Source organism: Serratia sp. EWG9 (assembly GCF_019913725.1).
Taxonomy (GTDB): domain Bacteria; phylum Pseudomonadota; class Gammaproteobacteria; order Enterobacterales; family Enterobacteriaceae; genus Serratia; species Serratia ureilytica.
On sequence record NZ_JADNRO010000013.1, the window covers coordinates 98,470 to 118,196 of the forward strand.

Below are 19,727 nucleotides of genomic sequence, written 5' to 3' on the forward strand. Positions count from 1 at the left end.
AGGGCGTCAGAAGGTGGTCCAGTTCTCTTCCGCTGCGGCGTTGGCGGCCGCGGGTTTTACGGCCGGCGCTTTCTGCGCGGCGGCTTTCACGGCGGCGGGTTCGGTCTGCTCCGCCAAACGGAACACCGAAACGCTCTGCAACAGCATGTCGGCCTGCTCTTCCAGCGAATCGGCGGCGGCGGCGGACTCTTCCACCAGCGCGGCGTTCTGCTGAGTGGTATGGTCCATTTCGACGATCGCCTGGCCAATCTGGGCGATGCCGCGCGTCTGTTCATCGGAGGCGGCGGCGATCTCGGCCATGATGTCGCGCACGTGGGTGACCGAGCGGACGATCTGTTCCATGGTATTGCCGGTGCTTTCCACCAACTCAGTGCCGGTTTTCACCCGGCTGACCGATTCGGCGATCAGTCCTTCGATCTCCTTCGCCGCCTGGGCGCTGCGGCTCGCCAGGCTGCGCACTTCGCTGGCGACCACCGAGAAGCCGCGTCCCTGTTCGCCGGCGCGCGCCGCTTCCACCGCGGCGTTGAGCGCCAGGATGTTGGTCTGGAAGGCAATACCGTTGATCAGGGTGGTAATTTCTGCGATACGCTGCGAACTGCTGGAAATATCGCGCATGGTGCTGACCACGTTCTCCACCAGCTTGCCGCCCTGTTGCGCGGTCTGCGAGGCGTCGGTGGCCAGCTGATTGGCATGATGGGCGTTGTCGGCGTTCTGTTTCACCGTGGCGGTCAGCTGTTCCATGCTGGCGGCGGTTTCCTCGACCGCCGCCGCCTGCTGCTCGGTGCGGGAAGAGAGATCGGTGTTGCCGGCGGCGATTTCCGCGGAAGCGGTGGAGACCTGGCTGACCCCCATCTGGATCTTCTCAATCATGGTGCGCAGATTTTGGCTCATCGCCGCCACCGCGTTCAGCAACTGCCCCAACTCATCGCGGCGGGTGCTGGTCTGCGCCTGGCGCAGATCGCCGCCGGCGATGCGTTCCGCCATCGCCAGCGTGCTTTGCAGCGGACGGGTGATCTGCAGCGTGATGCGCCAGGCGATAAGCACTCCGGCGATAATCGCGATCAGGGTGGTGATGCCCATCTGCAGCTGCGCCAGGTTGATGTTGCTGCGCGTCTGCGCCAGCTCGTCCTGCATAAAGGCGTTCACCAGCGTGCCGATCTCATGCGCGCGTTCACCGAGCTGTCGGCTGATCTGCTGCTCGTGCTCATAGGCCGGCAGGTAGGCCGCGATACGGTTTTTGTAATCGTCCAGGGCAGCCAGCAGCGGTTGCAGCTGCGGGCGCTGCGCGTCGTTGACCCGGCGGCTCAAGGCGTTGGCCGCGTCGCGCGCGTCGTCGATGGCCGCCATCAGCGGCGCTTCGGTTTCCTTGTTCAGGCTCAGCAGCAGACCGCGCGCGCCGTAGCGCACCTGGGTCAGCTTCTGGTTCAGCTGGATGAAGGCCAACTGCAGATCGCCGTTGGTGAGCTGGCGCTCCACCTGGCTCAGGCTGGCCTGCACTTCCGACATGTTCCAGCTCTGGCGCACCGCGTCTTTCGCCGAGACCGCCTGCTCAAAGATTTTTTGCTGTTGCTGATATTCCCCAATCAGCGTCACCAGACGCTGCAGATCCTTGCGGCTTTGGGCGTCCCAGTCCAACGCCTGGCCCTGATCTATCAGTTTGACGGCGTTATCGATATTGGCGCGGTTGTTCTGCAGATACTCCGGCTGGTAGGTCTGGCCGTACATGGCGCGGTTGTATTTGGCCTGGTTGATCTCCTCGTTCAGCCGGTTGCTGAAGTCGATGCGATCGGCGCGGGATTCGATGATGTGCAGGTATTGTGCCCCGGTGCCAGCGATGACGACCGCCAACAGCAGCAACAGCGCGAAGCCGAGGCCGAGCTTTTTACCTACGGTGAGATGGGTGAACTTTCCTGCCAATGCTTGCAATGCCGCCATAGCGTTTTTCCTTCTCCGGGCGAACGTCAATTGAACAAACCATCGGCAAGAAGTGGTCAAACTTTAGCGGATTTCAGGCAAAAAAATACCCGCCGGCGGCGGGCATCTTCATCAACGGGGGCGAATTACTTCTTCGCGGCGAAGCGTGCGGCCGCTTCGTCCCAGTTGACCACGTTCCAGAACGCCTTGATGTAGTCAGGGCGTTTGTTCTGATATTTCAGGTAGTAAGCGTGTTCCCACACGTCCAGACCGATGATTGGGAAACCGGAAGCGCCAGCGACGGCTTCGCCCATCAGCGGGCTGTCCTGGTTAGCGGTAGACACCACGGCCAGTTTGCCGTCTTTCAGCACCAGCCAGGCCCAACCGGAACCGAAGCGGGTGGCTGCGGCTTTCTCGAACTCTTCCTGGAATTTCTCAACGCTGCCGAAATCGCGCTCGATGGCCGCTTTCAGATCGCCGCCCAGCGTGGTGCCGGTTTTCAGGTTTTTCCAGAAGAAGCTGTGGTTGGCGTGGCCGCCGGCGTTGTTGCGCATGAAGGTGCGTTTGTCGGCAGGGACTTTATCCAGATCCTGGATCAGCTCTTCAACGCTGTATTTGGCCAGCTCAGGGTAAGCTTCCAGCACGGTGTTGGCGTTGTTGACGTAGGTCTGATGGTGTTTGGTGTGATGGATTTCCATCGTCTGCTTGTCGAAATGCGGTTCCAGTGCGTCGTAAGCGTACGGCAGGGATGGCAGTGAATAACTCATAATCATCATCTCCAGTGGTGTATGGGCGGCGCAAAGGGCGAGCACCGCGTAAGCAGTCGGATCATTATAGTTAATTAAATGATATTGAAAATGATTATCAATGCCCTGCTGACTGTGTGGTTAATGAACAAATCGCTGCGTTAACATACTGATAGAAAAGAGGCCTTGAGCGCCTCTTCATGCCTTGGCGCCGATGCGTTGGTTACTCTCTATACTGTAGAGAGCGCCGAGCCTGCTGCGACGCCGAAATGTATCGAAATGTGCCAATGCGTTCACTGAATGAGCACGAGTGTGTAACAACCACAAGCACGCTGTGGTAATATCGCCGCGTCGCGTATCAGCATAACAACAGTGACATTAGCGCTCCGCCGTTTTGGCGAGGAGCGCCATTTGAACAATGTGACAATCGAGAGTAAAGGAGACCCCCATGCAGGTCAGCAGAAGGCAGTTCTTTAAGATCTGCGCTGGCGGTATGGCAGGAACGACGGTGGCCGCGCTGGGCTTTGCCCCCGAAGTGGCGTTGGCGGAAACCCGGCAGTACAAACTGCTGCGCGCCCGCGAGACCCGTAATACCTGTACGTATTGTTCCGTCGGCTGTGGGCTGTTGATGTACAGCCTTGGTGATGGCGCCAAAAACGCCAAAGAAAGCATTTTCCATATCGAAGGGGATCCGGATCACCCGGTAAACCGCGGCGCGCTTTGCCCGAAAGGCGCCGGCCTGGTTGACTTTATCCACAGCGAAAGCCGCCTCAAGTACCCGGAATACCGGGCGCCGGGGTCGGACAAATGGCAGCGCATCAGCTGGGACGACGCCTTTACCCGCATCGCCAAGCTGGTGAAAGAAGACCGTGACGCCAACTTCATCAAAACCAACGACCAGGGCGTTACCGTCAACCGTTGGCTGACCACCGGCATGCTGTGCGCCTCGGCCGCCAGCAACGAAACCGGTTTTCTGTCGCAAAAATTTAGTCGCGCTCTCGGCATGCTTGCCGTAGACAACCAGGCGCGTGTCTGACACGGACCAACGGTAGCAAGTCTTGCTCCAACATTTGGTCGCGGTGCGATGACCAACCACTGGGTTGATATCAAGAACGCGAATTTGATTATCGTCATGGGCGGTAATGCGGCGGAAGCGCATCCGGTGGGGTTCCGCTGGGCGATGGAAGCCAAAATACACAACAATGCCAAGCTGATCGTGATCGATCCGCGCTTTACCCGAACCGCATCGGTGGCGGACTTCTACACGCCGATCCGCTCCGGGACCGACATCGCTTTCCTGTCGGGCGTGTTGCTGTATCTGATGACCAACAACAAGTTTAACCGCGAGTACGTCGAGGCCTACACCAACGCCAGCCTGCTGGTGCGGGAAGACTTTGCCTTCGAAGACGGCTTGTTCAGCGGCTACGACGCGGAAAACCGCAAGTACGACAAAACCACCTGGAACTACCAGTTCGACGAGAACGGCTTCGCCAAGCGCGACGTCACGTTGCAGGATCCACGCTGCGTGTGGAACCTGCTGAAGCAGCACGTGAGCCGCTACACGCCTGACGTGGTGACCAACATCTGCGGCACGCCGAAGGACGATTTCCTCAAGGTGTGCGAATACATCGCCGAAACCTGCGTCGCGGATAAGACCGCTTCGTTCCTGTACGCCCTGGGCTGGACTCAGCACTCGGTCGGCGCGCAGAACATTCGCACCATGGCGATGATCCAGCTGCTGCTCGGCAACATGGGCATGGCGGGCGGCGGCGTCAACGCGCTGCGCGGCCACTCCAACATCCAGGGGTTGACCGATCTCGGCCTGCTGTCGCAGAGCCTGCCGGGCTACCTGACGCTGCCGTCGGAGAAACAGACCGATCTCGAGACCTACCTGAAGGCCAACACGCCGAAGGCGCTGCTGCCGGGCCAGGTGAACTACTGGGGCAACTACCCGAAATTCTTCGTCAGCATGATGAAGACCTTCTACGGCGACAAGGCGCAGAAGGACAACAGCTGGGGCTTTGACTGGCTGCCTAAGTGGGACAAAGGCTACGACGTGCTGCAGTACTTCGAGATGATGTCGCAGGGCAAGGTCAACGGCTACTTCTGCCAAGGCTTTAACCCGGTGGCGTCTTTCCCGAACAAAAACAAGGTGGTGGCTTCGCTGTCCAAGCTGAAGTTCCTGGTGACCATCGATCCGTTGAACACCGAGACCTCCAACTTCTGGCAGAACCACGGCGAGTTCAACGAGGTGGATTCCTCGCAGATCCAGACCGAAGTGTTCCGCCTGCCGTCCACCTGCTTCGCCGAAGAGAACGGCTCGATCGTCAACTCCGGCCGCTGGCTGCAGTGGCACTGGAAAGGCGCGGACGCCCCGGGTGAAGCGCTGAACGACGGCGAGATCCTGGCGGGCATCTTCAGCCGCCTGCGCGAGATGTATGCGCGCGACGGCGGCGCGGTGCCGGAACAGGTGCTGAACATGCGCTGGGACTACCTGACGCCGGACAACCCGGCCCCGGAAGAGGTGGCGCAGGAGAACAACGGCAAGGCGCTGGCGGATCTGCTGGATGCCGACGGCAAAGTGGTGGTGAAAAAAGGCGAGCTGCTCAGCTCGTTCGCGCAGCTGCGCGACGACGGCACCACCGCCAGCGGTTGCTGGATCTTCGCCGGCAGCTGGACGCCGGCCGGCAACCAGATGGCGCGGCGCGACAACGCCGATCCGTCCGGCCTCGGCAACACGCTGGGCTGGGCCTGGGCATGGCCGCTCAACCGTCGCATTCTGTACAACCGCGCCTCGGCGGATCCGCAGGGTAAACCGTGGGATCCGAAACGCCAGCTGCTGGAGTGGGACGGCGCCAAGTGGGTCGGGGCCGATATCCCGGACTACAGCACCGCCACGCCGGGCAGCGACGTCGGGCCGTTCATCATGCAGCCGGAAGGCATGGGCCGCCTGTTCGCCACCGACAAAATGGCGGAAGGGCCGTTCCCTGAACACTACGAGCCGTTCGAAACGCCGCTCGGCACCAACCCGCTGCACCCGAACGTGGTGTCCAACCCGGCGGCGCGCGTGTTCAAGGACGATCTGGCGGCGATGGGCAAATCCGACAAGTTCCCGTACGTCGGCACCACCTATCGTCTGACCGAGCACTTCCACTACTGGACCAAGCACGCGCGGCTGAACGCCATCGCCCAGCCGGAACAGTTCGTGGAGATCGGCGAAAAGCTGGCGGAGAAGAAGGGCATCAAGCAGGGCGATACCGTGAAGGTCAGTTCCAACCGCGGCTACATCAAGGCCAAGGCGGTGGTGACCAAGCGAATTCGTACGCTGCAGGTGCACGGCCAGGAAGTCGACACCATCGGCATCCCGATTCACTGGGGTTACGAAGGGGTGGCGAAGAAAGGCTTTATCGCCAACACGCTGACGCCGTTCGTCGGCGACGCCAATACGCAAACGCCGGAGTTCAAGGCGTTCCTGGTCAACGTGGAAAAGGTGTAACGGAGACGAATTATGGCCATGCAATCTCAAGACATCATTCGTAAATCCGCCACCAATGGTTTCACGCCGGCGCCGCGCGCCCGTGACCACCAGGAAGAAGTGGCCAAACTGATCGATGTCACCACCTGTATCGGCTGCAAGGCCTGTCAGGTGGCCTGTTCCGAATGGAACGACATCCGCGACGAAGTGGGGCACAACGTCGGGGTGTACGATAACCCCGCCGATCTGACCGCCAAGTCGTGGACGGTGATGCGCTTCTCCGAGGTGGAGGAAAACGGCAAGCTGGAATGGCTGATCCGCAAGGATGGCTGTATGCACTGCGCCGATCCGGGCTGCCTGAAGGCCTGCCCGTCGGAAGGCGCGATCATTCAGTACGCCAACGGCATCGTCGACTTCCAGTCCGAGCACTGCATCGGCTGCGGCTACTGCATCGCCGGCTGCCCGTTCGACGTGCCGCGCATGAACAAGGACGACAACCGGGTGTACAAGTGCACCCTGTGCGTCGACCGCGTGGACGTCGGCCAGGAACCGGCCTGCGTGAAAACCTGCCCGACCGGCGCGATTCACTTCGGCACCAAGGAAGCGATGAAGCAGGTGGCGGCGGATCGCGTTAGCGAGCTGAACACCCGCGGCTACCAGAACGCCGGTCTGTACGATCCGGCAGGGGTGGGCGGCACGCACGTGATGTACGTGTTGCACCACGCCGACAAACCGCAGCTGTACCACGGTTTGCCGGACAACCCGAGCATCAGCCCGGCGGTGACCTTCTGGAAGGGCGTGTGGAAACCCCTGGCGGCCATCGGCTTTGCCGCCACCTTCGCGGCCAGCGTGTTCCACTATGTCGGCGTCGGGCCTAACCGCGTCGAGGATGAGGACGAGCACGACGAGTCGCATGACGAGGAGACGCGCAAATGAGAAAGGAAAAGCCCATTCAGCGTTACAGCGCGCCGGAGCGTATCAACCACTGGATAGTGGCGTTCTGCTTCGTGTTCGCCGCCATCAGCGGGCTGGGGTTCTTCTTCCCCTCCTTCAACTGGCTGATGAACATCTTCGGGACGCCGCAGCTGGCGCGCATTCTGCACCCGTTTGTCGGGGTCATCATGTTCGCCGCGTTCCTGCTGATGTTCCTGCGCTACTGGAAGCATAACCTGATCAACCGGGAAGATATCGTCTGGGCCAAGAACATCCACAAAATCGCCATGAACGAGGAAGTGGGTGACACCGGGCGCTATAATTTCGGCCAGAAGTGCGTGTTCTGGGCGGCGATTATCAGCCTGGTGCTGCTGCTGGCCAGCGGCGTGGTGATCTGGCGGCCGTATTTTGCGCCGTCGTTCTCCATCCCGCTGATCCGCATCGCGCTGCTGGTGCATTCGCTGGCCGCGGTCGGCCTTATCATCGTGATTATGGTGCACATTTACGCCGCATTGTGGGTAAAAGGCACCATTACCGCGATGGTGGAAGGCTGGGTGCCGGCGGCCTGGGCCAAGAAACATCATCCGCGCTGGTACCGTGAGGTCCGCGAGAAACGACAGGAAGATAAACCCTGATGAGTATCCGCATCGTTCCTAAAGAGCAGTTAGGGGCACAGCGTGAGAAGTCCACAACGGCGGAGAACATCCCGCCGTTACTTTTCGCCAACCTGAAAAGCCTGTACAGCCGCCGCGCCGATCGTCTGCGTCAGCTGGCGGTCGACAACCCGCTGGGTGACTACCTGAACTTTGCCGCCGAGCTGGCGCAGGCGCAGCAGCATGCGTTGCACGATAACCCGCTGCAGCTCGATCTGAGTGAAGCGTTGGTGCAGGGTGCCGCCAGCGGCAAACCGCCGCTCGATCTGAGCGTGTTCCCGCGCAGCGAGCACTGGCGCAAGCTGTTGACATCGCTGATCGCCGAGCTGCGTCCGCAGGCGCCGGAACACATTCTGGTGGTGCTGGACAACCTGGAGAAGGCCTCGGCGCACGAGCTGGAGCTGATGGCCGACGCCTTGCTCAACCGCGAGTTCGGCAAGGTGGGCAGCGAGAAGGCGCCGTTCCTCTGGGCCGCACTGTCGCTCTATTGGGCGCAGATGGCCAGCCTGATCCCCGGCAAGGCGCGCGCCGAATACGGCGAGCAGCGCCAGTTCTGCCCGGTGTGCGGCAGCATCCCGGTTTCCAGCATGGTGCATATCGGCACCGTTAACGGCCTGCGCTACCTGCACTGCAACCTGTGCGAAAGCGAATGGCACGTGGTGCGGGTGAAGTGCAGCAACTGCGAGCAGACCCGCGATCTCAACTACTGGTCGCTGGACAGCGAGCAGGCGGCGGTGAAGGCGGAAAGCTGCGGCGACTGCGGCACTTACCTGAAGATCCTCTATCAGGAAAAAGACCCGCAGGTCGAAGCGGTGGCCGACGATCTGGCTTCGCTGGTGCTGGACGCCCGCATGGAAGAGGAAGGCTTCGGCCGCAGCAGCATCAATCCGTTCCTGTTCCCGGCGGAGTAACCGCCCGGCCCCGTTCGCGCGGGGCCGGACAAGCAATTTCAGAACGGGCTTCTGGCATTCGCCCGGGCGAGTTGCTACGTTTAGGCCATGACGCGCCAAGCGAAAGGAACCACGATGTTAAACACCCTGGCAAAACTGACCGCGGTCGCCGTGTTGGCGATCGGACTGGCGGCCTGCGACAACAAGGACGACACCAAACCGGCGGTGCCGCCACCGGACACCAAGCCGACCGTGACGCAGCCCGCGCCACCGCCGCCGCCTGCGCCGGTAGAGGCCCCACCCGCGCCGCCGGGGCTGAACGTGTCGCTGCAGAAGGGCAAGATCACCTTCGAGTTGCCGCCGGGCTTTAGCGATCAAACGCTGAACAGCGGCATCGTCAATGACAGCACCTCCACCATCCAGCGCTTTCTTGACGGCAAGTCGCGCCAGAGCGCGGTTTCGTCCGAAGTGATCCCGCCGGACGGCATGAAGATCAATACCAGCGACAAAATGCTGAAAGAGCTGACGCAGAGCGCCATCACGGTGCTGGCCGAGCGCTATCAGAATATCCAGACCACCAAAGAAGAGAACTTCACCGTCGGCAAACAGAAGTTTCGCCGGGTGGATACCGAGCAGACCGTCAACGGCCAAAAGGTGGTGTCCACCCTGGTGTTGACGGTGTTCAACAAACGGGTGGTAACGCTGCAAATGCTGTCGCCGGCCAAAACGCCGGAAGTGCATCAGGCGCTGGTGCAGCGGATTATCGATACTCTGGCGGTGAAGTAAGGGCATTGCGCCGCGGCCAGGACGAAGCGGAGGAGACCGGATGAAGCTTATCGGCAGTTACACCAGCCCCTTTGTGCGCAAGATTTCCGTGATGCTGCTGGAGAAGGGGATCGCGTTTGAATTCGTCAACGATCCGCCGTATGAGCCCGGCAGCCGGGTGAAGGAGCAGAACCCGCTCGGCAAAGTGCCGGTGCTGATCGCCGATGACGGCGAGGTGTTTTACGACTCGCCGATCGTGGCCGAATACCTCGAACTGCTGACGGTGGAGCCGGCGTTTTTGCCGGCCGATCGCGCCGTGGCGCTGCGCGTCCGCCAGGTGGCGGCGCTGGCGGACGGCGTGACCGAAGCGGCGGCGACGCTGTACCGCGAAAGCCGGCGCGCGCCGGAAAAGCAGGACGAAAACTGGATGCTGCGCCAGCGTGACAAGCTGACGCACGGTCTGGATGCGCTGGAGGCGCTGGCGCAGGAAAAAACGTGGCTCAATGCCGAGCGGCTGACGCTGGCGGATATCGCCACCGGCTGCGCGCTGGGCTACCTGAATTTCCGCCGCATCCTGCCCAACTGGTGCGTCCAACGTCCGGCGCTGGTCAAGCTGGCCGAACGCCTGTTCGCCCGCGAAAGTTTCGCCCGCACGGCGCCGCCCTGAACGTTCTTTTCTCCCCGCCGCGGCGGGGTTTTGCTATGCCGATACGTCTAAACTGAAAACCGAGCGACCATGAGCACTGAATCCCACCTTCTTTACAGCCAACTGCCCGCCATCGACCGCCTGCTGCGTGAACCCGCGATTGAACCGCTGGTGGCGCAGCATGGCCAGACGCTGATCGGCGAACTGCTGCGCCAGCTGCAGGCCGAGGCGCGCGACGCGATAAAACAGCAGCAACGTTTACCGGCCTGGTGCGGTGACTGGCCGCAGGCGCTGCGGGCCGAGCTGGCCCGGCAGCAACGCCCGGCGTTATTGCCGGTGTTCAATCTCAGCGGCACCGTGCTGCACACCAACCTCGGGCGCGCCTGCTGGCGCAGCCGGTGCAGGATGCGGTAAGCGCGGTGATGGGGGAGGCGGTGACGCTGGAGTACGATCTGGACGGCGCCGGGCGCGGCCATCGCGATCGGGCGGTGGCGAGTCTGCTGTGCCGGCTGACCGGCGCGGAAGACGCTTGCATCGTCAATAACAACGCGGCGGCGGTGCTGCTGATGCTGGCGGCGATCGCCCCCGGCAAAGAGGTGGTGGTGTCGCGCGGCGAGCTGGTGGAGATCGGCGGCGCGTTCCGCATTCCCGACGTGATGCGCCAGGCCGGCTGTCAATTGGTTGAGGTCGGCACCACCAACCGCACCCATCTGAAGGATTACCGCCAGGCCATCAACGAGCAGACCGGCCTGTTGATGAAAGTGCACACCAGCAACTACAGCATTCAGGGCTTTACCGCTGCGGTCGATGAGGCCGAACTGGCGCAGCTCGGGGCCGAACAGGGCGTGCCGACCGCCACCGATCTGGGCAGCGGCTCGCTGATCGATATGGCGCAGTACGGCCTGCCCGCCGAACCGATGCCGCAGCGGTTGCTGGCCGCCGGCGTCGATCTGGTGACGTTCTCCGGCGATAAGCTGCTGGGCGGCCCGCAAGCCGGCATCATCGTCGGCAAAAAGGCGCTGATCGCGCGCCTGCAACAGCACCCGCTCAAGCGCGCGCTGCGCGTCGGCAAGCTGACGCTGGCGGCCCTGGAGGCCACGCTGCGGCTTTATTTGCAGCCGGAAAAACTGGCTGAGCAACTGCCGACGCTGCGGCTGCTGACCCGCCCGCAGCAGGAGATGCAACAGGCGGCCGAGCGGCTGCTGACGGCGCTGACGCCACGGTTCACCGCCGATTTCGAGCTGCGCGCCGAACCGTGTTGGTCGCAGATTGGCAGCGGTTCGCTGCCGGTGGATCGCCTGCCCAGCTATGCGCTGACCTTCACGCCGCGCGACGGCCGCGGCGCCACGCTGGAAGCGCTGGCGGAACGCTGGCGCCGCCTGCCGCAGCCGGTGATCGGCCGCCTCGGCGACGGCCGGCTGTGGCTGGATCTGCGCTGTCTGGAACAGGAAGGGGCGCTGATCGACGCGTTGAGCGCATCATGATCATCGCCACCGCCGGCCATGTCGATCATGGCAAAACCACTCTGCTGCAGGCGATCTCCGGGATCAACGCGGATCGCCTGCCGGAAGAAAAGCGCCGCGGCATGACCATCGATCTGGGCTACGCCTACTGGCCGCAGCCGGACGGCCGGGTGCTGGGCTTTATCGACGTGCCCGGCCACGAAAAATTCCTCGCCAATATGCTGGCGGGCGTCGGCGGCATTGACCATGCGCTGCTGGTGGTGGCCTGCGACGACGGCGTGATGGCGCAGACCCGCGAGCATCTGGCGATCCTGCGCCTGAGCGGGCGCCCGGCGCTGACGGTGGCGCTGACCAAGGCCGACCGGGTGGAGGTGGCGCGTATCGATGAGGTGCGCGTTCAGGTGCGCGACGAGCTGGCGCGCCAGGGCTGGCCCGATGCGCCGCTGTTTGTCACCGCAGCAGTGGCGGGCGAGGGTATCGAGGCGCTGCGCGCGCATTTGCTGGCGCTGTCGCCCGGCGAGCATGCGCTGACGCGCCGTTTTCGTCTGGCGGTAGACCGTGCGTTCAGCGTCAAAGGGGCGGGGCTGGTGGTGACCGGCACCGCGCTCGGCGGCCGGGTGAAGGTGGGGGATACGCTGTGGCTGACCGGCGCCAACGCGCCGGTGCGGGTGCGCGGCCTGCATGCCCAGAATCAGACCGTGGAACAGGCGCAGGCCGGGCAACGCATCGCGCTTAACATCAGCGGCGATGTCGATAAAGACCGGATCGCGCGCGGCGATTGGCTGCTGGCGCAGCGCCCGCCGGAGGCGGCGGAACGCATTCTGGTGGCGCTGGAGACGGATCGGCCGATCCGCCATTGGCAGCCGCTGCATCTGCACCATGCCGCCAGCCACATCACCGGGCGCATTTCGCTGCTGAACGACGGGCTGGCGGAACTGATCCTCGATCGTCCGCTGTGGTTGGCACAGAACGATCGGCTGGTGCTGCGCGATATCGGCGCGCGGCAAACGCTGGGCGCGGCCCGGGTACTCAGGCTGAATGCGCCCAAGCGCGGCAAGCGCCAGCCGGACTATTTGGCCTGGCTGCAGGCCCTGGCGCAGGCGCAGGACGATGCGCAGGCGCTGGCGCTTGAGCTGCCGCACGGCGCGCTGTCGCTGGCGGCGTTTGCCTGGGCGCGTCAGTTGACCGACGACGGCCTGGCGGCACTGCTGGCGAACCGCGATCTGCTGATCGTCGGTGACCGGGCGCTGGCGCAGGATCAGGTGCAACAGGCGGAAAGCCGCCTGCTGCAGGTGCTGGCGGAGTATCACCAACAGCACGCCGATCAGCTGGGCTTAGGGCGCGCCCGCCTGCGGCGCATGGCCCTGCCTCAGCAGCCGGAAACGCTGGTGTTTATGATGATCGATCGGCTGCTGAAGGCCGGCGCGCTGCACAATACGCGCGGCTGGCTGCACCTGCCGGAACACGGCCTGGCGTTCAGCGCCGAAGAGGCGCCGCTGTGGGCGCGCATCGAACCGCTGTTCGGCGACGAGCCGTGGTGGGTGCGCGATCTGGCGAGTGAGCTGGGCGAAGAGGAGAGCCGGGTGCGCGCGCTGCTGCGCAAGGCGGCTCAGCTGGGCCATGTGACGGCGGTGGTGGTGGATCGCTACTACCTCAGCCGACGCATCGATCAGTTCGCGGCGCTGATCCGCGAGCTGGATGCGGAGCGCGGGGGCGCCAACGCCGCCGATTTCCGCGATCGGCTCGGCGTCGGGCGCAAGCTGGCGATCCAGGTGCTGGAGTTCTTCGATCGCAGCGGCTTTACCCGCCGCAAGGGCAACGAGCATCTGCTGCGCGACGGCGGGCTGTTCGGCAACTGATTGCGTGTTTTTTGTTCTCTGATGGCGGTGTAATCAGCTTTAATCACTTTGATTGATATTGATTGTACTGAGGAGCAAGACGATGAATACGAAAGTCATCACCGCTCATGTCCCGCTGCCGTTGGCTGAAAAGGTGGATGAAATGGCCGCCAAACTTGACCGTTCACGGGGATGGATAGTGAAGCAAGCCCTCGCCGCCTGGCTTGAGCAAGAGGAAGAGCGCCGTCGGTTAACGCTGGCGGCGCTGGCCGATGTCGAACAGCAAAACGTTATCGATCATGAGTCGGTAGAAGCCTGGGCGGCCAGCCTGGACAGTGACGAGCCGCTGCCGGTACCGCGCTGATGGAGTTAAAATGGACGAGTAAGGTGCTACCGGATTTGGCGCGTTTGTTTGAGTTTCTTGCCTTGGCTAACCGCACTGCGGCAGCGAATTCGGTGAAGGCCTTGGTCGCCGCGCCTAAAGCGTTGCTCGATAATCCTCGCCTGGGTGAAAGACTGGACGAGTTTTTACCGCAGGAAGTGAGGCGTATTCTGGTCGGCCGTTATGAGATACGTTACCAGGTGCAGCCGGCAACGATTTATGTTCTGCGTATTTGGCATACCCGCGAAGAGCGATAGGCCGAATTCCCCTACCCGATAAACCTGACGCCGTGCCCGGCGGGCGATCTCCGTCCTGTCGGCGTTGCTGTTGTTGGCGGTAGCGGTGGTGGGGGCGGGGTATGCGCTGGGGGGGCTGCTCGGCTGAAGCCGCATAAAAAACGCCGGTCGGGAAACCAGACCGGCGTTTTATCGTCGCGCTTATGCCGCGCCGTTCGGCTGCGGGGTGGGATCGCCGTTGCGGCGTTTGGCGAGGAACAGCGCCACCAACGTCAGCCAGCACAGGCCGCTGATGAGGTTGAACAGGTTGAACAACCCGCTGCCGCCCCAGACGTAGGCGACCTTGGCCAGCTCGATGCCGACGGTGAACACCATCATGCTCAGCATGCCCATGGTGGCGGACACGGTGCCTTTGCTGACGTTGCTGGAGAACAGCGTCAGGCGGTACAGCCCGGCGTTGGCGAGGCCGATGCCGAAGGCGTACAGGCTCAGGCCGGCGGTCATCCACAGGTAGGCGTGGCTGGAGAACTGAGTCGCCAGCGCGGCGATCAGCAGCCCCAGCAGCATCGGGCCTGCGCCCAGCTTGATCAGGCGCTCCACGCTGTTTTTGCCGGTCAGGCGCGCCAGCGTCAGGTTGCCGAGGATCAGCGCGCCGAACACCGGGATTTGCAGCAGGCCGTAATCCAGCGTCGACAACGACTCCCCGCTGATCAGGATCACCGGCGACTGGGCGATCCAGGCCAGCAGCGGCAGGCTGGCGAAACCGATCGCCAGGGCGCCGCACAGGAAGCGGCGGTTGCCCAGCACCTGGCGGTAGTCGCGCCACAGGTTGGCGGCGGAGAACGCCTCGCCCTGCAGCGTGGCGGTCTCCGGCATGGCTTTCCACAGGCCGTAGAAGGCGATGGCCGCCAGCGCCGCAAACAGCACGAACATGCTTTGCCACGGTGCGACGTGGATTAGCGCCGCACCGGCCAGCGGCCCCAGCAGCGGTGCGATCAGCGCCACGTTAGCCATCAGGGCGGTGATTTTGATGCACACCGCCTCTTCGAACGACTCCTGAATCGTGGCGTAGCCGACCGCGCCGATAAAGCACAGGCCGATGCCCTGCAGGAAACGCATGGCGATGAACTGCTCGATGGTGGTGACCAGCAGGATCGCCAGGCAGGAGACGATAAAGAACGCCACCCCGGCCAGCATCACCGGGCGACGGCCGCGGCGATCCGACAGCGGCCCGAGCAGCCACTGCAGGAAGATGCCGCCGGCCAGATAGGCGGTCATCGAGGTGGGCACCCACTCTTCGCCGGCGTTGAAATCCGCCACGACGGCCAGCATGCCGGGCTGAATCATATCGTTGCCGATATAGGTGGCGAACTCGAACAGCACCAGACAAAGAGGGAATAAAAGCGCCTGCCGGCCCAAACGTGCCGCAGGTGGTAATGTTGTTTTCATATTATTGTACTGATAGTAAAAGAGAAAAAGGAACTGCCAGGGCGGGAAGCGCAAACTGAGCGAGTTATGGCGGCTATTTTGCCGCCAATTGTTCACCTTCGCAATCATAAGGTGTTGTTTAAGTGCATTCTGATATTTCGCTTTTGGGTTGTCGCCGAACGCCGTGCCCGATAACCTCTTCTTAACATATCAATATGACACAAGATCGGGCGAGCGTTTGAGCGAGAAAATCGGCTGGATAGACAACCTGCGGGCGATGGCGTGCATGATGGTGGTGATGATCCACGCCACCACCTATTACGTCACTAACGGCGCGGCGATAGGGTTGCACAACTGGGACATCGCCAACGTGCTGAACTCACTGTCGCGCGTGTCGGTGCCGCTGTTCTTCATGATTTCCGGCTACTTGTTCTTCGGCGAAAAGAGCGCCGGCCGGCGGCATTTCACCCGCATCCTCTGCTGTATTCTGTTCTACAGCGCCATTGCGCTGATCTATATCGCGGCTTTCACCAAGATCGGTTTCTGGCCGTCGCTGCGCGGCATCCTGCAAAAGCCGGTGTTCTATCATCTGTGGTTTTTCTACGCCATCGCGGTGATTTACCTGCTGTCGCCGCTGATTAGCGTCAAACCGGTATCGCGCCGCTACCTGGCCGCCGCGCTGGTGGTGTTGGCGGCGATCGCCAACCCGAATACCGATAAGCTGACCTTCGGCAACGCGCATCTGCTGCCGGTTAACCTGTATATCTACGGCGATACCTTCTACTACCTGCTGTATGCGTTGGCCGGGCGGGCGATTGGCATGATGGAGGCGCGCGGGCGCGCCGTGGGCTGGTTGGCGGCGTTGGGATTTGCGCTGTGCGTGGCGCTGATCGCGCGCGGCACCAAACATCAGCTGTTCATCAACGGCAACTTCGCTGATACCTATTACATCTACAGCGGCCCGCTGGTGTTTATGGCGGCGGTGGCGCTGCTGGTGTGGGTGAAACACTGTCTGCCGCAGCCGATCGGCTGGCTGAGCGTATTTTCCCGTCATTCGCTGGCGATTTACGGTTTTCACGCCCTTATCGTCAACGTGATGCGCAGCCGGCACCTGGATTTCACCGGCCACCCGCTGTTGGATATCTTCTGGGTGTTCGGCGTGGCGCTGGGGGGCAGCCTGCTGCTGTCTGTCGGCCTGCAGCGGCTGGATACCCGCCGGCTGGTGTCATAGCGGCGAGCGCTGGCGCTGCTGGGCGCGGCGCAGTTGCCGCCCGGAAGAAAACCCAGCCGCCAGCGCGGCCTTCTCCAAGCCATACCCTTGCTGCAGGCGCTGTTGCGCCACCGCCAGCCGCAGCTGCTCATGATATTCCCGCACGCTGATGCCGACGTGGTTGCGAAACAGCCGCGCCAGGTGGCGGCTGCTGACGTGCGCCTTCTCCGCTATCTGCGGCACTGACCAGTCGGCCTCCGGCTCTGCGGCCATCACGTCCTGCGCGCGGTGCACCGCCGGGTGCAGGTGGTTGCGGTAGCGCAGCCAGGGCGACAGCTGCGGATCGTCGCCGGCGCGGCGGAAATAAACCACCATGTCGCGTGCGACGTCGCGCGCCCGGCCGGAGCCACAGTGGCGGTGGACCAGGTGCAGCGCCAAATCGATACCGGTGGTGATGCCCGCGCTGGTGTAGACGCCGCGGTCTTCGACGAAGATGCGGTTCTCTTTCACCTGCGCCGCCGGCGCCTGGAGGCGGATACGTTCGATGACGTCGTGGTGGGTGGTGCACTGATAGCCGTCGAGCAGCCCGGCCTGCGCCGCCAGCAGCGCGCCGGAACAGATGCACACCAGGGTGATGCGCTGCCGTTGCAGATCGGGCCGCAGCGTCGCCAGCCAGCGGCGCGCCTGCTCGGCCTCCTCTCCGGCGAAATAGCGCTGCGAATCGCCGACGCCCGGCAGCACCAGGATGGCGCCGTCTTCCAGGCGCTCGGGCAACGGCTGCAGGCCGCTCAGCGTCATGCCGATGGAGCAGACGATCTGCGGTGCCGGGCCGAGGTAACGCAGGCTGAACTGCCCGGCGAGGCGCAGGGTTTCCGCCGGGCCGCTGACGTCCAGCGACAGCACGTTGGGCAACAGCAGAAAATAGACGGCCTGCGACATGATTACTCCTGTGCGAGTTGCGCCAGCGCCTCATCCACGCTGGCGATGCGGGCGAAACGATCGACCAGTACGGTTTCAGTATGCCGCTTCAACTGCGCGGGGGTAAAGACTTCGCCGCCGGGATGGCGCATCGGGAAGGTTAACGTCGCCTCAGTGACGAAAGTCACCCGATAACCGAGATCGGACGCACCCGGGTGGTGGTTTCGCAGCACTGCTCGGTGCGGATGCCGGAGACGATCAGGTGGTTGATGTCCCGCTCGCGCAGCCAGGCGTTGAGGCCGGATTCGGTCAGCGCATTGTGCACATGCTTGTGTACGGTGATATCCGCCTGGTGGGTGAGGAACGGCAGGCGCTGCACATGGCCCGAAGCCAGTGAGAACGGCCCTTGCGGCGAAACGTGCAGCACGTCGACCAGGGCCGCGCCGCGCTGTCGGCAGCCCGCAATCAGGCGGGTCAGCGCCTGTTGAAACGCCGGCAGATCGTCCTCCTGCCAGAATGGACGGTGCTGGAATGATTGCTGGACATCGATGATCAATAACGCGCTCTGTGACATTTTCGGCCCTCCGCCAGTGTGTGTAGCGACCATCTTGCGCCGCGCCTTACTCTGGCAGAAGGCCAAAAACGGCCATCATGATGACAACAACGGACCGACCTTAGGCTTTGCTCACCTGGCCGGCGACCAGGCGCCCCTGATGGAAGGTGGCGCTGCGCGCCGGCAGACGGGCGACCGCCTCGGCGGAACAGCTGGCGTTGACCAGCACGAACTCGGCGGCATCGCCGGCTTTCGGCCAGGCGCGCTGCCCCTTATCGTCCAGCGGCAGCACGCCGCCGGTGGAGATGGCCATGGCGCGCGACAGGTGATACTCGTCGGAACCGCGGTACAGCTGGGCATACAGATTGGCCTTCTCCAGGATGTCGCCGGTGCCGAACGGCGACCAGTGGTCGATCACGCTGTCGGTGCCGGTCATCACGAACACCCCTTTCTCACTGAGCTGCGGCAGCGGCATCATCAGGCCGCCGATCGGCACCGTGGAGGCGATGGTGATCTGCTGCGCCGCCAGCCGGGTGGCGGTTTCCGCCAGTTCGCCCGGCGTCAACGTGGTCAGGGCGAAAGCGTGGCTGATGGTGACCTTGCCGCGCAGCGCCGGGTTTTTCTCCACGGTGGCGATCATGTAGTTGATGGCGGCGACCCCGGCCGGGCTGGTTTCATGCAGGTGGATATCCACGCCTTTGCCGGTATCGAGGGCGATCTGGAACATGGCGTCGAGCGACTTCTCCATCGCGCCGTCGACGTTGGTCGGATCGAGCCCGCCGACGTACTGCACGCCCATCTGCATCGCTTCGCGCATCAGCGCATCGACCCTGGAGTGCAGCAGGCCGTGCTGCGGGAAGGCGACGATTTCACAGCTGAAGTCCGCCCGGTGGTTTTCCAGCGCGCGCTGCAGGTGCTCCAGGCTTTTCAGGCCGCTGACCGGATCGATATTGCAGTGGCTGCGCGCCACGGTGCTGCCTTTGGACTGCAGCAAGGCGATCAGGTTTTCCGCCCGTTGCTGCGAGGTGGGCAGCAGTGTCGGGATCAGTGTCTGCTCCAGTGCGATCATGTCCATGATGGTCTTGCCCTGGCGCGGGCGCGGCGCCTGCCACGGGCCGCTGTAGAAGGTTTTATCCAGGTGGATGTGCATATCGCGAAATGCCGGCAGCAGCAGCCGGCCCTGCGCCTTATAGCGGGGCACGCCGGCCGGCAATGCGGCGTTGGCGGCGTGAATGGCGGCGATCTTGCCGTCTTTGATATCCAGGGTGTACAGCGCGGTGCGGGTGCCGATCACCGTTTCGCCGTCGTATTCAAAGCCGTCTTCCAGCCGCACCTCGCTCAGGCAGTAGTGGCGATCGGTCAGGGTCATCGGCGTTGGCGCACACGGCTCGCCGCCAGGCGAAGCGGCCTGCGCCATGCCGCCGGTCAGGCCGATCACTGCGCAAGCGGTGGTGAGTTTGCCGGTTTGGCTGAGGAAGGCTCTGCGGCCCGGTTGTTGAGGGTTTTCCACGTTCGGTTCCTTAATCCAGAGGTGAGGTGGGTGAAAACATCCCCCAATTTAGGAGAGGAACCGGCCGGTTGGCAGCGACATTTGCCACTGGTGACTATTCGATTTGGTAATGACCGGCGTGCGCCGGGGCAAGGATTTTCCTGGCTTGCTCTTTCGTAGCTTTAATG

The 19,727-nt window shown here is 63.0% G+C and carries 15 protein-coding genes and 2 pseudogenes; 11 read left to right on the plus strand and 6 right to left on the minus strand.

All coding sequences use genetic code 11. The features are described 5' to 3' along the window. Positions 1-6: 6 nt before the first annotated feature. Both ITX55_RS22340 and sodA read right to left on the minus strand, forming a co-directional pair. Entirely contained in the window at positions 7-1,935 is a 1,929-nt protein-coding gene (locus ITX55_RS22340) for a methyl-accepting chemotaxis protein (protein ID WP_197756154.1), read from the minus strand. A gap of 125 nt (positions 1,936-2,060) precedes the next feature. Further along, entirely contained in the window at positions 2,061-2,681 is a 621-nt protein-coding gene (gene sodA, locus ITX55_RS22345; protein ID WP_004934003.1) for a superoxide dismutase [Mn], read from the minus strand. Between the two features lie 427 nt (positions 2,682-3,108). On the opposite strand from sodA, the gene fdnG reads away from it, so the two are divergent. From fdnG to ITX55_RS22395, 10 genes and pseudogenes are all read left to right on the plus strand, one after another. After that, positions 3,109-6,156, plus strand: coding sequence for a formate dehydrogenase-N subunit alpha (gene fdnG / locus ITX55_RS22350; RefSeq protein WP_223085384.1), 3,048 nt, complete (start codon positions 3,109-3,111; stop codon positions 6,154-6,156). 12 nt (positions 6,157-6,168) lie between these two features. After that, positions 6,169-7,071 (plus strand): formate dehydrogenase subunit beta, encoded by a 903-nt coding sequence (gene fdxH, locus ITX55_RS22355; protein ID WP_004934014.1) that lies wholly within the window; start codon positions 6,169-6,171, stop codon positions 7,069-7,071. Beyond that, complete coding sequence (gene fdoI, locus ITX55_RS22360) at positions 7,068-7,703, plus strand: formate dehydrogenase cytochrome b556 subunit (protein WP_004934017.1); 636 nt, start codon at positions 7,068-7,070, stop codon at positions 7,701-7,703. Before fdxH ends, fdoI begins: the two co-directional genes overlap by 4 nt. Beyond that, positions 7,703-8,632 carry a formate dehydrogenase accessory protein FdhE gene (gene fdhE, locus ITX55_RS22365; protein WP_033645113.1) on the plus strand — a complete coding sequence of 310 codons (930 nt, stop codon included), beginning with the start codon at positions 7,703-7,705 and terminating at the stop codon, positions 8,630-8,632. The genes fdoI and fdhE overlap by 1 nt, the downstream gene beginning before the upstream one ends. A 114-nt stretch (positions 8,633-8,746) precedes the next feature. After that, a complete protein-coding gene (locus ITX55_RS22370) occupies positions 8,747-9,397 on the plus strand; it encodes a DcrB-related protein (RefSeq protein ID WP_033645112.1) in 651 nt (216 codons plus the stop codon). Between the two features lie 40 nt (positions 9,398-9,437). Next, positions 9,438-10,043, plus strand: coding sequence for a glutathione S-transferase (locus ITX55_RS22375; RefSeq protein WP_033645111.1), 606 nt, complete (start codon positions 9,438-9,440; stop codon positions 10,041-10,043). A gap of 69 nt (positions 10,044-10,112) precedes the next feature. Next, a pseudogene (gene selA / locus ITX55_RS22380) lies at positions 10,113-11,506 on the plus strand (L-seryl-tRNA(Sec) selenium transferase). Next, positions 11,503-13,344: a selenocysteine-specific translation elongation factor gene (gene selB / locus ITX55_RS22385; protein ID WP_187048493.1), complete on the plus strand. Its 1,842-nt coding sequence runs from the start codon at positions 11,503-11,505 to the stop codon at positions 13,342-13,344. Before selA ends, selB begins: the two are co-directional and overlap by 4 nt. 82 nt (positions 13,345-13,426) lie before the next feature. Continuing rightward, complete coding sequence (locus tag ITX55_RS22390) at positions 13,427-13,687, plus strand: CopG family ribbon-helix-helix protein (protein WP_047025978.1); 261 nt, start codon at positions 13,427-13,429, stop codon at positions 13,685-13,687. Further along, positions 13,687-13,962 carry a type II toxin-antitoxin system RelE/ParE family toxin gene (locus tag ITX55_RS22395; protein ID WP_164057663.1) on the plus strand — a complete coding sequence of 92 codons (276 nt, stop codon included), beginning with the start codon at positions 13,687-13,689 and terminating at the stop codon, positions 13,960-13,962. The genes ITX55_RS22390 and ITX55_RS22395 overlap by 1 nt, the downstream gene beginning before the upstream one ends. A 180-nt stretch (positions 13,963-14,142) precedes the next feature. Here the strand turns inward: ITX55_RS22395 and ITX55_RS22400 are convergent, their stop codons facing one another. Further along, positions 14,143-15,390 (minus strand): MFS transporter, encoded by a 1,248-nt coding sequence (locus ITX55_RS22400; RefSeq protein ID WP_033633516.1) that lies wholly within the window; start codon positions 15,388-15,390, stop codon positions 14,143-14,145. A 217-nt stretch (positions 15,391-15,607) separates the two neighbouring features. On the opposite strand from ITX55_RS22400, the gene ITX55_RS22405 reads away from it, so the two are divergent. Further along, a complete protein-coding gene (locus ITX55_RS22405; protein ID WP_187048494.1) occupies positions 15,608-16,600 on the plus strand; it encodes an acyltransferase in 993 nt (330 codons plus the stop codon). On the opposite strand, the gene ITX55_RS22410 is transcribed toward ITX55_RS22405, so the two are convergent. From ITX55_RS22410 to ITX55_RS22420, 3 genes and pseudogenes are all read right to left on the minus strand, one after another. Then, positions 16,595-17,518 carry a GlxA family transcriptional regulator gene (locus tag ITX55_RS22410; protein ID WP_187048495.1) on the minus strand — a complete coding sequence of 308 codons (924 nt, stop codon included), beginning with the start codon at positions 17,516-17,518 and terminating at the stop codon, positions 16,595-16,597. The genes ITX55_RS22405 and ITX55_RS22410 overlap by 6 nt on opposite strands. A gap of 2 nt (positions 17,519-17,520) precedes the next feature. Beyond that, positions 17,521-18,071, minus strand: a pseudogene (locus tag ITX55_RS22415) (isochorismatase family protein). 100 nt (positions 18,072-18,171) lie between these two features. Further along, complete coding sequence (locus ITX55_RS22420) at positions 18,172-19,560, minus strand: amidohydrolase family protein (RefSeq protein ID WP_187048496.1); 1,389 nt, start codon at positions 19,558-19,560, stop codon at positions 18,172-18,174. Positions 19,561-19,727: the final 167 nt, after the last annotated feature.